Source organism: Paenibacillus alkaliterrae (assembly GCF_021532375.1).
Taxonomy (GTDB): Bacteria; Bacillota; Bacilli; order Paenibacillales; family Paenibacillaceae; genus Pristimantibacillus; species Pristimantibacillus alkaliterrae.
In genome coordinates, this window is sequence record NZ_JAKGAP010000101.1 from 1 (window position 1) to 14704 (window position 14704).

Below are 14704 nucleotides of genomic sequence, written 5' to 3' on the forward strand. Positions count from 1 at the left end.
CCCAGAAAGGTGTTGACTGGCAGTTTACCACCAATGAAGCAAGAATCAAACTAAAACGCCTTTACCCACAGTTTAAGGATTGATTAGGTACTAGTATATGAGGATCTGTCAAAGCCGGTCTACGCTACTGTCTAGCAGAGCCAACAAAGCAAGCGGCAATGATAGACATGAATCCCTGCCACTGTTCGCTTGGAAGCTTCGTTAGCATACCAGCATCCGCTTTTGGCAACACAGTTTCGGCGAAGACCTCGAATGCATAGCATTCCCGAGTTTACCCGCCAACTCTATTGGATATAGTAGTATTAGTCCTTTCTAGGGATAGAAATCCAATCCAATAAGGCAGGGTGAGTACCGTTGGAGTTAGTTAAAGAACTTTTAACAAGGAGGAAATATTTTACGCTTCAATCGATGAGAACCTTGAATTGTATATTTCTCAACCATCCTCCAAGCCATTTCCTCCTATTCAGCACTGAGCTTTTCATTGTGTTGCTTTGCCGTGTCCGCGCTATTTTTTTATGACAATGCAATCCCCTGTCTGGAATTGTATGATATCCGCCACGAAAGCTTTCGCTACACTTGTTGCAAGCTCAAGCAATTCTGCATCGTCCTTGGCCAGCAGCGCGAGCGGCTGGCCTCCCAAATACCGGCTTCGATCCGTAGTCACATAGGCGAGTATGCCTTTAATTTCTTCATTGCTCACTTACTTCTCTCCCCCGTTATGTTCGTATTTAATAACCGGTGCGTTTTCTTTACGGTTTCAAGCAAAGGCGTGTTCAATAGAGTCTCCCTTAACAGTTCAAAGTTATGGACGATGGGGACCAACACGATGATCACCTTTCCTTCCATCAAATTCTGATAACAATATCGTTTCTTCCCTATAGCTCTGGTCACTTCAAATAACATGGCCTGACGCTGGCCGAAATGCTCCAGCACAATGCGAAGATGGGGCTCACGGGGATGAACGACGGCAGCAATGCCTTCCTCCGCGAAAAATTGCTTCGCCTCCGCTTCGCCTGCAGCGTTGCTAACCAACATCCCGTCCACATAAAGCTCGGAGCCTTTGATTTCAATGTTCCCCTGCGTTATGGTCGCGATGTCCTTGACATGTTTGCCGCTTGTAAACCGCCGAAGGAAAACAAAAAATAGCAGACCAACAATGATTCCCGCGGTAATTTCGATCCAATCGGAGAGCTGCAGGAGCTGCATGGTTACACTCACCGCAAAGGCGACGAGCAGTGCAAAGTAATTCCGTGCTTCGAACGTTTTGGCGATCCCGTCAATGTAAGAGTCGCCGCGAAGCGTATACTCGGTTCCTTCCAAGTCTCTCAAGCTTTCCCTTTCGGTCTTTCTCACTTCTCGGAATTGTTGAATTCCAAGCGAAAGAAATGTGACCGCCACAAAGTTTTTGGTCATCAAGGTAGGAACGATAAACGCACCTAATGCCGCGGCCAAAGCTCCTGTCAAAAAATGAATCAAATATCCGTTCGGATGGCTCGGGTACTGTCTGTAATCCAGCTTTATGGTCGTAGCTCGCGCCAGCGTCCCGGCCAGCGTTGCCGTTACAATCATCACGAGATATTGTGCGGAAATCATATCGTTGCCTTCCATTTATCGGTGCTCCTTTTCGCTAAACAAGCGTTCGTAATCGTTCTGTGTATCGATATCGATAAAACATCTCTTGTCCTGCCATTCGACCGCCATGCCCCTCTCCCTCTTATTGCTCTGCAGGATCCGCCGTGCTCCTTCGTCGCCTTGCAGCCGGTAAAGCTCAGGAAACATGCAAGCGTCAAAGAGTACCGGTGGACGGGATATCCCCTTATGGCGGGCGGCGACAAACGTTTTTTTCTCATGAAGATAGGCACTGACAATATAATCGATCATTTCTGTAGTAACGAATGGCTGATCCGCCAGAAGCACCAGAACAGCGTCCGCTCGCCGGCTCTGAGCGGCAAGCAATCCCGACTTTAACGACTCGGACATACCCAGATGAGCTGCTTCGCACGGAACGTGAATCCATTTCTTGCCGCTATGGGGGATGTCCGGCGCGCTTGCAGGCAACCAGTCCAAAGAATCCTCCGCTTGAGCTACGATGATGACACCATCCAACAAAGAAGCCATCGCCGCCTTCAAGGCCATACTTCCGAGCGGACTGCCTTCAAAAGGCAAACACAGCTTGGGGCGCCCCATTCTCGTGCTTCGGCCGGCTGCCAGATAAATTCCCAAAATCATCCTTCCCCCTCCTTTGACGAGCGGACTGAATGACACCGGCAAGTATGCTTATCGCAATCTCTTCCGGGCCCTCTGCTCCGATGGACAGGCCCGCGGGAGATTGAAATCGGCTCGGAACCCTTCCCCCAAACAGCCGTTCTGTTCTTGCTTTTGACCCCAAAATCCCAATGTACTGCAGTTCTTTGGACATCAAAGCCTGGATGATTTGTTGATCCTTTTGAAAATAGTGCGTCATCACAACTGCGGAATCACGCTTCGAGAAAGGAAAATCGGCTGCAATCTCCCCGGGCAAACCGAGCAGCAGCTCTTGGGCCTCCGGAAAGTGCACGTTGTTGCAAAGCGCAGGCCGCCAATCCGTAACGACCACACAAAAGCCGGCTCTTGCGGCAAAGCTGACAAGCGGCTTGGCATCAAAACCCGCACCAAATATCATAAGACGAGGCTTAGGCTCAATGGCCTGGGTAAAGATCCAATCCAAAGAGTGATCAAGCTGCTTTAAGCCTGTCTTCCGATTTGCGAAAAGTCCATCCAAGCCCTGCGGGAGCTCCCCATTCCAATGGCCGAACCAGCGATCTTTGCCATCATAAAATAAATAGTCCGAGACGCTCCGCCGATCAGACAGCTTCTTGATATGAAGTAAGGGTATACCATCGTCAAGCATGTCCCGTACACGCTGCAGGTGTTCCATCAGCTCGGCATGTACAGGCTCAATCAGCACATGAATGGTGCCGTTGCAGCCGTTTCCTTGTCCCCAGGACAAATCATCCTCGGCTCTCAAATCATATACAACGGTTCTGGAGGTTCCTTCCTCCCATACCAGCGGAGCCCTTTCCGCAAGATCGGCCTCCAGACATCCGCCGCTCAATTGCCCCACCCGGTCGCCGTTCTCCAATATAAGCATCAACGTCCCTTCTTTACGGTATGCCGAGCCTTCCACCTGAATAATCGTAGTCAATAGCTTCCGTCCGTTCGTATCCGACAGAGCGTTCAAAACCTCGTATAAATCTCCCATAGCACACCTCGCTTGAAAGTTAGATCGTTTACAATATATCCATTGTCTGAAAATCCAATCCAATTTTGGCGTGAGTAACTGCGAAGCTATGTGGATATAATACCCAATGTGTTGGTATGCATTAGTCCCATTAGCATTATTTATTAATGACTATGAAAAGGAATTTGGCCGATGACGATTGGAAAAAGCATATACAGAAAAGAAGCCTTGGAGAAAGTTACCGGAACAGCAAAATATACAGACGATTACACGTCACCGTCAATGCTTCATGCGAAGCTGGTCGTCAGTACGCATGCGCATGCCATCATCAAGGCAATCGATACCTCAGAGGCGCTAAAGGCTCCCGGCGTTCGAGCCATTGTTACAGGGCAACCGGACTTTCCGCTTACCGGCGAAGAAATCCATGATCGACCGCCCATTGCTTACGGAAAGGTTCGCCACCATGGCGAAGCCGTAGCCATCGTTGTAGCGGACACCCCACATATGGCGAAAAAGGCCGCGGAGCTCGTCAAAGTCGACTACGAGCCGTTGCCTGTCGTCAATTCCCCGACCGATGCCATCAGCGCTAGCGCTCCGCTGGTACATGAACAACTGGCGAAGTATGAAAAAATCCAACACGTCTATCCGGAGCCGAACACCAATATTGCGGATCGGGTCAAAATACGCAAAGGCCATATCGAACAGGGCTGGCAGGAAAGCGAAGTGACCGTAGAAGCACGCTTCTCATTCGGCCCCTCCGATCATGCCGCTATGGAAACCCGGTGTGCAACGGCCGAAATTCGGCCGGACGGACATATTCTCATTTCAAGCTCATCCCAAGCGCCGTATATGATCAAGAAGCTGATGAGCGAATATTTTAAGCTTGACGCAGGAAAAATCATCGTAACCACCCCGTTGGTAGGCGGCGGTTATGGCGGTAAAGTGCCTACACAGCTGGAGATCATTGCCTATTTGGCTTCAAAGGCTGTAGGCGGAAGACCTGTTAAGGTATTTAATGAGCGGGAAGAAGACATGATCACCTCTCCCGTACATATCGGACTTGAGGCGACCGTAAAGCTCGGTTGCAGAAGAGACGGCGTATTGAAGGCCGCGAAGCTGGTTTACTTATTTGATTCCGGAGCGTATTCGGATAAGGGCGCAACGATCACCCGCGCCGCCGCCGCATCCTGTACAGGTCCTTACCATATCGATAACGTTTGGTGCGATTCACTCTGTGTTTATACCAATCATCCCTATGCTACCGCTTATAGGGGGTTCAGTCATTCCGAGGTGTTGTTCGCGTTCGAACGGACAATGGATATGCTTGCGGAAAAGCTGGGAATGGACCCTCTTGAGCTGCGGGAGAAAAACGCCATTCTTCCGGGACACACCACACCTACGCAGGCTGATCTGAATGCGAGCAATGTAGGGAATTTGCCCGAATGCATTAGAAAACTGAAAGAATTGATGAAGTGGGATGAAGGAAGGCGTATGGAAGTCAATGGACGAAAGGTGATCGCCAAAGGCATCGCCTGTATATGGAAAACTTCAACGATCGATACGAAAGCCAGCTCCGGCGTCATATTGATGTATAATCCGGACGGAAGCCTGAATCTGATGTCCGGGCTGGTCGAGATCGGTACCGGCTCCAAAACCGTTCTTGCCCAAATTCTTGCGGATAAAATGAAAATGGATATTAGTCAAATTTATGTCCGTATGGAGGTGGATACGCAAACGATGCCGGAGCACTGGAAAACAGTGGCCAGCAGAGGTACCTATATGGCGGGAAGAGCGGTACTGCAGGCTGCTGATGATCTCATCCGTCAGCTTAAGGACATCGCTTCGCGTATCTTGGTCTGCTCACCCGATGAGCTGGAGGTCGGTTTCGGCAAAGTGTATGTAAGAGACGACCCGACGATTTACAGTAAGATCCCCGATATTGCCTACGGGCACAAGTACCCGAACGGCAATGCAATCGGCGGTCAAATTATGGCCAAGGGAAATTATATGTTCAGACATATGACGCATCTGGATCGGGATACCGGAGCAGGCAAACCAGGGCCGGAATGGACGGTAGGTGCCCAAGGAATTGAGCTTGAGTTTGATACAAGGGATTTTACTTATAAACTTCTCAAGGCTTACGCCGTGATCGATATCGGCAAGGTATTGAACTATAAAGCAGCGCTGGGTCAAGTGATCGGCGCCATGAGCATGGGGCTTGGATTCGCCGGGCGGGAGTCATTCATCTTCGACGAGAAAGGTAAAGTGCTCAATCCGCAGTTGCGTACTTACGTCACTCCCCGTTACGGCGAGCATCCGGATTACATTGTGGAATTTGTGGAAACCCCTCATATCGATGCGCCTTACGGCGCCCGCGGCATCGGAGAACACGGCTTGCTCGGCATGCCTGCTGCGCTGGCCAACGCATTGTCAACTGCTGCCGGACTGCACCTGAATCAGCTGCCGCTTGTTCCGGAGCTGATCTGGAAGGCCAAGACCGGAGGAACTGAGCGATGATTCCTTATGATTTCGCCTATCATAGAATATCGACAGCTGAAGAAGCCGTAAAGCTGCATCAGTCTTTGCGGGAGCAGGGAAGACGACCCTACTATTACGCTGGCGGAACCGAGCTCATTACGCTCGGAAGATTGAGCGAGGTTTATGCGGATGCTGTGATCGACATCAAGGGCATAGCGGAATGCCAGACCTTGCAGCTGGAGCATAATCAGCTGTTCATGGGGGCCGCCCTCCCACTTGCCAAAATTCAGGAGTCCCGCTTCTTTCCTCTGCTGGGCCAGACCATTAGCGAGATTGCCGATCAAACAGCCCGAAACAAGATTACGTTGGGCGGTAATCTTTGCGGACATATATATTACCGGGAAGCTGTTCTTCCGCTCTTGATTGCGGACTCTGAGGCCGTCATTGAAGGCAAATCAGGAAGAAGACGGGCGCCTCTGAACTCGATTTTCGACGGTCGACCGCAATTGGAGGAAGGCGAGCTCCTTGTCCAGCTAATTACGCAATCGGACTATCTGGAGCTGCCTTATTACACCGTAAAAAAACGCAGACAATGGGATATTGGATATCCTTTAATTACGGTAGCAGCGCTTAAAAAGGATGGAAAGATCCGCCTGGCGATCAGCGGCGTGTGCCCTTTTCCCTTTCGCAGCGAACGGTTGGAGGAAATCTTGAACAACCACCGCCATTCTCCGGAAACGCGAATCGAACAGGCTGTTCAGCTATTGCCCCAGCCCATCTCCGGCGATGTGGAAGGTTCTCCGGAATACCGTATCTTTGTTTTGAAAAACACGCTGCTTGATGCCCTGCAGGCACTGGAAGGAGAAGCGCATGCACATAGCTGAAATAACTTTGGATATTAACGGGGAGGCCCGATCAGTAACCGTAAGGAATGCCGATACGTTATTATACGTAATCCGGGACAAGCTGGGATTGACCGGGGCTAAGCCCGGCTGCTTGAATGGGGATTGCGGGGCTTGCACGATTGACGTGGACGGGAATCCCATGAAAGCGTGCTTGATGCTGGCCGTTGAAGCCGAGGGTGCAACGATTACAACGGTGGAAGGTCTGAAATATACGTCGCTGCAGGCTCAATTCGTTGATAAATTCGCCTTCCAATGCGGCTATTGCACACCAGGCTTCATCATGAATGCCCAAGCTTTGATCAACAAAAACCCCCATGCGACCGACATGGTCATCACGGAATGGCTCGAATCGAACATTTGCCGCTGCACCGGATACAAGGAAATAGAAGAAGCCGTAAAGACGGCCTTGGCTGTCGCCCGGACCGCTTTACAGGAGCAATTGAAGTGATGTGCCCGCGGGACTACTTCTTCAACAGTAGATAAAGAAAGTAAGGCCCGCCGATGATCGCGACCATAATGCCCGCAGGAATTCCCGCGGGATCGACGAGATTGCGACCGACGGTATCCGCGAACAAGAGCAGCCACCCGCCCATCAGTACGGCTAGTGGAACGAAATATTGATGTCGGCGGCCAAGGATAGCCTTGGCGATGTGGGGAGCCATCAGTCCGACGAACGCGATGCCCCCGGTGACGGATACCGCCGCAGCGGCAAGAGCAACAGCAGACCCGAGCAGCAACAGCCGGTCCCGGTTGATGGAGACGCCGGTTCCGACGGCAACTGCTTCATCCATCGCCAGCAGGTTGAGGGCGTTCGACTTGTACAGCGTGTACGGAAGCAGAATCGCAAGCCACGGCAGCAGCGACCATACGAACGGCCAATCCGCTCCCCAAATGTTGCCCGCCAGCCACTGTGCGATGAAATCGACCTTTCTGTAATCGGCCCCTGAGATCATTACAATCATCAAGCCGGACAATGCCAGCGCGAAGCCGACCCCCACGAGCACGAGCTTGACTGGCTCCATTCCCTTTGTCTTGGAATAGGAGAACAAGTAGATCAAGGCAGCCGTCGCCAGCGCGCCTCCGAACGCGACAAGCGGGAGCATATAAGCGAACGTCTTTGGATCGAGAGGGAAATAAAGAAAAAATGCTGAAATCGCTGCGCCGGCTCCTGCATTAATGCCGATAATGCCGGGATCGGCCAAGTCATTCCGCGTAATGCCTTGCAGGATGGCTCCTGACAGAGCCAGAGCCATGCCGGCCAGCAGCGTCACGGCAATCCGCGGCATGCGGATGGAGAACAGCACGAGATTTTCCTTGGCGGTGCCATTCCCAATCAGCGTCGAGAGCAAACGATTGAAAGAGAGTGACCCGGAACCGATGCTTATTCCGACAACGATCGTACCAGCGATGAGCAGCAAAATGGTCACGCAGACTATAACTTGCTTTTGAACGGACGCAGCCCTGATCATGACAACGACTTCACTCCTTTACGCACAACGAACAAGAAGAACGGGAGTCCGAGTATAGCGATAATCGCTACAACCGGCGTCTCATACGGCGCATATAACGTTCGGCCGAGCATATCTGCCATCATCATGAACGTCGCTCCCCAGATTGCCGACATTGGAATGACCGCGCGATAGTCGGCCCCAAACAGCGCCCTGACTATATGAGGAATCATCAAGCCGATGAAAGCCATGTTTCCAACGAGCGCAACGGCCGATCCGGCCAGTAAAATAATTACGATGTATAGTACGACTTTGAAGTATGCCGTTCGAACACCCAAGCCGACGGCGGTTTCTTCGTTCAAACTGAATATCGTGAGCGACCTGGACAAGGCCATTGCCACAAGGAGGGAAGCGATGATGACAGGACTAATCGCTTGCACTTGCCCCCAACTCGTGCCGACCAGGCCCCCTGAGGTCCACATCGTCACGTCTTTTGATGTCTTGAACAAGAGGCCGATACCGTCCGACACGGCATACAGAAAGGCGGACACCGCCGAGCCTGCCAGGACGATTCGGAAAGGAGACAAGCCGCCTTTCCTCACAGCGCCGATGCCGATCACAAGAAGCATACCTAATGCGGCCCCGACGAAGCAAACGAGCATGATGCCTAAATAATTCAGCACCGGCAAAACGGCGATAGCCAGCGCTAGCGACGCATTCGCTCCTGCGGTCAGTCCAAGAAGCCCGGGATCCGCAAGCGGATTGCGCGTCAAGCCTTGCATGATCGCACCAGCAACCGCAAGCGCAGCCCCGACAAGCATGGCGGCTGCTACCCGCGGGTAACGAATTTCACGGAGCATCGCGATTTTATCATCCTCGCCGCGGTTAGCCAAGACAAGCCAGAGCTCGCGCAAGGATACATCCTTCGCACCGAGCAGCATAGCGAGTGAAAACATGATCGCAAGCGCTCCAAAGCTAATTGCGATTTTGAAGACAAAAGATTGAGGCAGCCAACTGCCACGCATGATGCAATTCCTCCTTCAAGGTCAAAGGGCGTGAAGAAGACCGAGACAGCTCCATTTTGCCTGAGTCATCTCGGCCTTCTTCATCCGTCCGCGCGGTACGCAAACGCTTATTGCAGGAAACCTTCCTTGAAGATGTTTAGCAGATATTCGAGTGTCGTCGGATCGCTGTAACTGGCAGCTTCCGTGTCGATCTCAATGACTTGCTTGTTTTGGACAGCGGGAATTTTCGCCCACGTATCCGTCTGCATGAAGGAATTGTCTCCTTGGGAGCTTCTGCTGAGCACGACATAATCGCCTGCATATTCACTGAGAACTTCCGTGGATATCGTATAATAGCCTGGTCCAAGAGCATCCGTCTTCACTTTCTCCGGCATGTTCAGTCCCATCGCCTGATACAGAAGCTCAGTTCCGCGTGCCCAGTTATTGCCGAACACGTAGAAGTTTTTCGAATCGGTCTCGATGACCGACACCGTCGCGCTCTCGCCGATCTTTGCTTTGATTTCCTGGCCGACTGCTTCAGCCCGTTGCGTAAAGTCATCAATCCACGCTTGCGCTTCCTGCTCCTTGTTCAGCAGCTTGCCGATTTCGAGCTGCTGCGCCAAGTAATCCAGTTTGCCCCACGTATAGACGACAGTAGGCGCGATTTCTGTAAGCTTATCGATATTTTTGTTGTGCGTCCCTGCAATGATCAAATCCGGTTCCAAATCGATGATCTTCTCAAGATTGTCTTCGGATACAACGGTCACTCCGCTAAGCTTCTCCGTGAAGAGCGGGTTCTTGTTCGTCCACTCATCGACACCGACGAGCGTGCCATCGAGCGAGAGCACGTTCGGCCCGTTCGTTAGAGCGACAATGCGCTGCGGATTGGCCGGCACTTCTACAGGACCGAGCTCGGATTGGTACGTGATCATGCCTGTATTGCCAGCAGGCTCGGCAGCCGCCGGCTCGCTCGCGATTGGGCTGGCGGTTGGCGAAGGCAATTCACTATTCGCGGCATTGCCTCCGCAAGCGCTGATAATGATGGTCAACAGAAAAATAAATGGAAGAAGCAATTTTTTACTCATTTTAAATCCCCCCTTAATTGATATTGATTATCAAAATCATCCGAAAATTAATATATCTATATTTAATGGGGTTGTCAACATAATATTCCGCAGCATGGATGCGAAATCATCGACTCGGATAGCGAATGACGGATAAAACCGACAACTTCCCCCTCTCCATCTGAAGCCATGCTAGGCGCTTTTGAAACGATTCCGCTAGTTTTAAGGTGAATTGGCGGCAAAGGACTGCGTTGGGATATTATGAATGGCAAAGCCGTTCTTACCTTCTTTGATATAGTTCTCCATGCAGCAACGCTGGTTGTAGAAGCGCCACACTTCGATGGCCTCCCAGGCCTCGGTCGTGACCATCGCTTCATACTGCCAGAGTAGATCCAGTTCCAACTGAGGATGATCGCCATCGTAACGTTGCATCTTGCGAATGACAGCCACGCGGCGCGTCTTTGCCCACGTTGTGGCCTGGTAACAACGGGGCTGGTGACGTTTTTGGACTTAATATAACGTCCTGTTTGCTCCGCAAACCGCATTTGCGAGCAGTGCCGCTCGTGTAACTAGGCCAAAATTCGCGTCCAATCGTTTGGCTCGTTTCTGAAGATTCGAAGAAAAGTAAAAAAAACCTCCGGAGTGTTAACCGGTTGCCTGCGACTTGCATCGCTTTCCGGCACAGAAGATCCGATGTCATACATCGAAAATGTTTGTACATTTTTCATAAATTCCAAAAATCTATTCTCATTACTTTGGAATATTTCCCAAAAAATAAGACATCACACATCTACAACTTTATTTTCCCAGTCCAATGGTTTATTTTCTTCACCCTGCTAAAAAAAGCTGAGCAAATTTCAGGAATTAATCCTGGACCTGCTCGGCGTTAATATGGACGGTTACACACTTTATTATTCAGTTACAAGGTAAAATAACACATTCACTGATCAACAAACAATAAAACCAAGACAAAACCATATTATTATTGATAATCCTATATTTTAATAAATTTATAATTCACGAAGCTTAAATTTAATAAAGCTTAAAACTTCTTCTTTCGCATCAACTGACAGTTTACTTAATAAAAACTCTATTTCCTTAGACAAACTTGCAAAAGAATTATTTTTGTCCTTACCAAGGAGCAGCCCATTTAAATCAACCTTAAACTGGCTGCTTATTGAAATAAGTGTATCTGTTGATGGATATGTCTTTCCTAACTCAAGTTCACTCAATCTACCTTGTGATATCCCAATTCTATTCGAGAATTGCTGTTGATTCATATCTTGCATTTTTCGTATGTATTTAAGCCGTTCTCTAATAGAATCCATGACGAGACCCCCTGTTTAAGTAAAAAAGCCCCGAATAATTTCTCGGGACTTTTCTGGTTGTTTTGGCTATTATTGAGTTTCTAACTATAATGTTAAGTTTCTAACTATAATGTCAAGTTTCTAACTATAATGTCACTGAACAACTCCTGTCTGAAGAAAATAATGTATTAGACTGAAGTTGTTGATTTGACGCGGTTTTTGAGTTTGAAAATCGCCAGCTTTTGAGAAATAAGTTTTAGACTGTTGGATCCAGCAAATTGAAGAGTAGTTTAATTCTGAAAAATAAAGTATTAGACTAATCTTGTTATATCTTAAGTTCTCCTTGAATCAATTCTGCACAATGCTTTGACGTTATCTCATACTTTATTTCATTAGGAGGAGAATTAAACAACAGCTTTGATGGCAAGAAAATGCTTGTATTCTGTTTGAGGTATTCTTGCTTGTAGCATAAGATATCGTAGTCATCGTCTTGATAGAACTCATAGCAAAATATAGTTTCAATGTTGTGTGAATATTCATTTCGATCCTGTTCTAATTTCTTTTCAGATGAATGCTCGCCTAATAATCCTAAAGGTAGTGCTATATTGTTATTAAACTCTGCATATGCATCATACTCAGCAATAGAAACCGTTCTTTCAGGCTTGAATATCCTGTTAAAAAGGTGATTTATAGTCTCAAGTATATCGTCGCCCGGGAAAGGAATATCCCTATCCACTTTGCACAAATATCCTTTTTTAATATAGACTTTAATATCAATATCTTCATCAAAGCTGGTTCCATTAATTAATACTGCAAGCTCGAGGAAACATTTCGAATCAATGATCGACAAATACTCCTCAAATTGTTTATATTCTTCTATCTGCCAATATAGATCCTTTATTAGTTTATATTTTTGCTGTTCATCATCTGTTCCAACTAGAGAGTATGAAGGGGAGAGTCCATAGGGCCCACCGCCTGTAAACTGCTGCTTTTTCATTAATTCACCGGTATTAAAGAATTCATCCACATCATTTAAGTTAATGTCATTCTCCTGGACATATCTTTCGATTGTTTCCTTGATAATTACATTAATTTCAACTAATGAAGATGGAAATAGCGAATCGAATCCTCTCTTCTGATCCTTAAGAATTGATGATATTTTGTTCATGTTTTGTTTCATTTCTAGAGTTAAAAAAGAACTTTCATTATCTATCTGCTTCTCCGGCTCCAGTGTTTCAACAATTGACTTTTTTGGAGGTAATATTATACTTTCAATATCTTTAAATATCACAGATATAGCGTTCGTCTTTTCTTGCATAAACTTTGAGTTTATATAATAACTCTTATTAATTTTGGGCTGTTCCACAGCTTTCCCAGATTGAACTCCCTGAATTGAAAGCTTACTCTTGGCTGTAGTATTAGTAGATCCACCGTTTAATAGCTTTACAAAGTATAGCGAAAGATGATTCAGAAAATCCTTTTTAAATCCCTCGATATTGGAATATGATGAATAAATACCATTATCCTTATACTTATTACGGAATGCCAGAACCCGTTGATACTGATCATGATCCACCGAGGAAGGATTTATCGCACAATCGCTAAAATATAGAAATACTTGCTTCCCACTTTTAATAAGTTCTTCAATTTCTTCTTCAGTTCCAGAATCATAACTCTCTGTAGGTGTACCGAATCTTGTCCAAAAAACTGCAACTGCGGCGTCACAATCAAATACAAACTGCTTATTCAATAAATGTTGCGGGTGACCACCTGATTCAGGATATGAATCAGTTGACCAATGCTTCACATTTAATGAAGCATTATTAGTTGCACCAAACATTCTGTTAAAGTTTTCTACTGTTTCTTTAATTATATCAAGTTCTTTTCTCACATCTGAGGGACATGATATTAATAAATCAAATTGAGTTACCTGTCTTGCCAACTTTATCCTCCCCAATCGACACATTTTGAGTTCATAGTGTACTTATCGGAACAAGAATTCTATCCCTAGCTACGCAGACTCCATTAGAGATAAGATAACATTCGACATAGTGCTCTCCCCGAAAGTCAGATGACTCATTTTTAATTTGCCTTCCGCTATCTTTTACAATTTGTCCTCTAATGCAGTTTCTTCTAATGGCTTCATCGCCGCGGTTCAATACTTTCCAATAAACTTCGTATTCAATTTTGTCCTCTTCATCTACAACTTTTGAATTGATTTCATCAATTTCATTTTCTTCAATGAAGAACTTAAGTTTTTTCTGTGGTCGAAGAAATTTCGTCCTCCGCAAAAGCTCATTCCTAAAACCATTTTGAGACACTTCACAATCGATTCTCAGTTGATATCTAATATCTACTGTGAAAAGATTTTGAACGAACTGTTCTGTTTTGTTATAACTCCTGGAGTTTAAAGCAAATGACTTGCTTACGGACTCAGACACGCTTTCAGTTTCAGGTGCTTTAAATGATTCGCCAAAAATCTCTTGAAGTGCGCTGTAAAGCAATTCATCATCTTCAGTAAGGTCTTTGATTTTGTTGTATGCTGTATTTGCCTTTTTGACGAATTTACATTTTTTGTTGTACACCTTCTGATTACTACCTAAAGCATACCAAAAATTTCTATTTTCATTTTGATTTTTGAGATACTCAAACAGTTCTTTGCAGAGTCCTAAATAGCCTCCATACTCAACATTTTTCCGTTCAGAATCTTCGTTGAAAAAGTTATAAACAAGAGTATCAATTAGAAGACCGCCAAACTTAAATCCTTGTTCATTCTTCCAAGCTCTAATCATGTTGCTGATGTGCCGATAGTGATCGCTAGATTCGTCAATTATTATTTCACTTTCGGCTATTTCAGGTATCGGGTCAGTTTTCTTCCAAGTCCCCCCATTGTTTGAGTCAGGATATGTAAAGCTTCCGTCACTCTCAGCAAAAACAGGGCAAACTTCGGCAACATAATTGATACTTTCAAACTTAACTACTACAACCTGACCATCCCCACGCACCGTCGTACGAGGATATCTTTTTTTAATCTCTTTCTTTACAGCTTGTAGCAATTGTGACTGCTTATTCCCTTCTTTAGAGTTGTATTCTGTGTAGACTGAATCAGGGAGTACAAAGAGCATATCCAAATCACTTACACCCTTTATTGCTGTATGCCCTATCTGTCAGAATAGTTGTCGTACCCCACAAATCAAAGTATAGTGAGGATAACGATGACGAGGTGAGAGATTATGAAGCCAGTGAACAAGAAATTGAAACAGAGTATTGTGCAACGA

13 protein-coding genes and 1 pseudogene are annotated in these 14704 nt (G+C 47.0%); 3 read left to right on the forward strand and 11 right to left on the reverse strand.

Annotation, left to right across the window (positions count from 1 at the left end):
- Positions 1-505 precede the first annotated feature (505 nt).
- Genes L1N85_RS25350 through L1N85_RS25365 form a run of 4 tightly spaced genes read right to left on the reverse strand, consistent with a single transcriptional unit; the run spans position 506 to position 3241 of the window.
- Positions 506-700, reverse strand: a complete 195-nt coding sequence (locus tag L1N85_RS25350; RefSeq protein ID WP_235241806.1) for a capping complex subunit for YIEGIA — start codon at positions 698-700, stop codon at positions 506-508.
- Positions 697-1608 (reverse strand): YIEGIA domain-containing protein, encoded by a 912-nt coding sequence (locus tag L1N85_RS25355; protein ID WP_235241807.1) that lies wholly within the window; start codon positions 1606-1608, stop codon positions 697-699. The genes L1N85_RS25350 and L1N85_RS25355 overlap by 4 nt, the downstream gene beginning before the upstream one ends.
- Positions 1609-2229 (reverse strand): nucleotidyltransferase family protein, encoded by a 621-nt coding sequence (locus tag L1N85_RS25360; RefSeq protein WP_235241808.1) that lies wholly within the window; start codon positions 2227-2229, stop codon positions 1609-1611.
- Complete coding sequence (locus L1N85_RS25365; protein ID WP_235241809.1) at positions 2156-3241, reverse strand: XdhC family protein; 1086 nt, start codon at positions 3239-3241, stop codon at positions 2156-2158. Before L1N85_RS25365 ends, L1N85_RS25360 begins: the two co-directional genes overlap by 74 nt.
- A 171-nt stretch (positions 3242-3412) precedes the next feature.
- Between L1N85_RS25365 and L1N85_RS25370 the strand changes: the two genes are divergently transcribed.
- The 3 genes from L1N85_RS25370 to L1N85_RS25380 are packed head-to-tail and all read left to right on the forward strand — an operon-like array spanning position 3413 to position 7051.
- The gene (locus tag L1N85_RS25370; RefSeq protein ID WP_235241810.1) at positions 3413-5737 is read left to right on the forward strand and encodes a xanthine dehydrogenase family protein molybdopterin-binding subunit; all 2325 of its coding nucleotides are present in this window, start codon (positions 3413-3415) and stop codon (positions 5735-5737) included.
- Entirely contained in the window at positions 5734-6582 is an 849-nt protein-coding gene (locus tag L1N85_RS25375; RefSeq protein WP_235241811.1) for an FAD binding domain-containing protein, read from the forward strand. The genes L1N85_RS25370 and L1N85_RS25375 overlap by 4 nt, the downstream gene beginning before the upstream one ends.
- Positions 6569-7051 (forward strand): (2Fe-2S)-binding protein, encoded by a 483-nt coding sequence (locus tag L1N85_RS25380; RefSeq protein ID WP_235241812.1) that lies wholly within the window; start codon positions 6569-6571, stop codon positions 7049-7051. The genes L1N85_RS25375 and L1N85_RS25380 overlap by 14 nt, the downstream gene beginning before the upstream one ends.
- A gap of 13 nt (positions 7052-7064) precedes the next feature.
- On the opposite strand, the gene L1N85_RS25385 is transcribed toward L1N85_RS25380, so the two are convergent.
- The 7 genes and pseudogenes from L1N85_RS25385 to L1N85_RS25415 form a co-directional block, all read right to left on the reverse strand.
- Complete coding sequence (locus L1N85_RS25385) at positions 7065-8072, reverse strand: FecCD family ABC transporter permease (protein WP_235241813.1); 1008 nt, start codon at positions 8070-8072, stop codon at positions 7065-7067.
- Complete coding sequence (locus L1N85_RS25390; RefSeq protein ID WP_235241814.1) at positions 8069-9076, reverse strand: FecCD family ABC transporter permease; 1008 nt, start codon at positions 9074-9076, stop codon at positions 8069-8071. The genes L1N85_RS25385 and L1N85_RS25390 overlap by 4 nt, the downstream gene beginning before the upstream one ends.
- A gap of 107 nt (positions 9077-9183) precedes the next feature.
- Positions 9184-10140, reverse strand: coding sequence for an iron-hydroxamate ABC transporter substrate-binding protein (locus L1N85_RS25395; RefSeq protein WP_235241815.1), 957 nt, complete (start codon positions 10138-10140; stop codon positions 9184-9186).
- Between the two features lie 210 nt (positions 10141-10350).
- Positions 10351-10602 (reverse strand): annotated as a pseudogene (locus L1N85_RS25400) (transposase); the annotation flags it as partial.
- Between the two features lie 527 nt (positions 10603-11129).
- Positions 11130-11447: a helix-turn-helix domain-containing protein gene (locus L1N85_RS25405; protein WP_235241816.1), complete on the reverse strand. Its 318-nt coding sequence runs from the start codon at positions 11445-11447 to the stop codon at positions 11130-11132.
- Between the two features lie 304 nt (positions 11448-11751).
- Entirely contained in the window at positions 11752-13368 is a 1617-nt protein-coding gene (locus L1N85_RS25410) for a hypothetical protein (RefSeq protein ID WP_235241817.1), read from the reverse strand.
- Between the two features lie 31 nt (positions 13369-13399).
- Positions 13400-14590: a nucleotide-binding domain-containing protein gene (locus L1N85_RS25415; protein WP_328285292.1), complete on the reverse strand. Its 1191-nt coding sequence runs from the start codon at positions 14588-14590 to the stop codon at positions 13400-13402.
- Positions 14591-14704 lie beyond the last annotated feature (114 nt).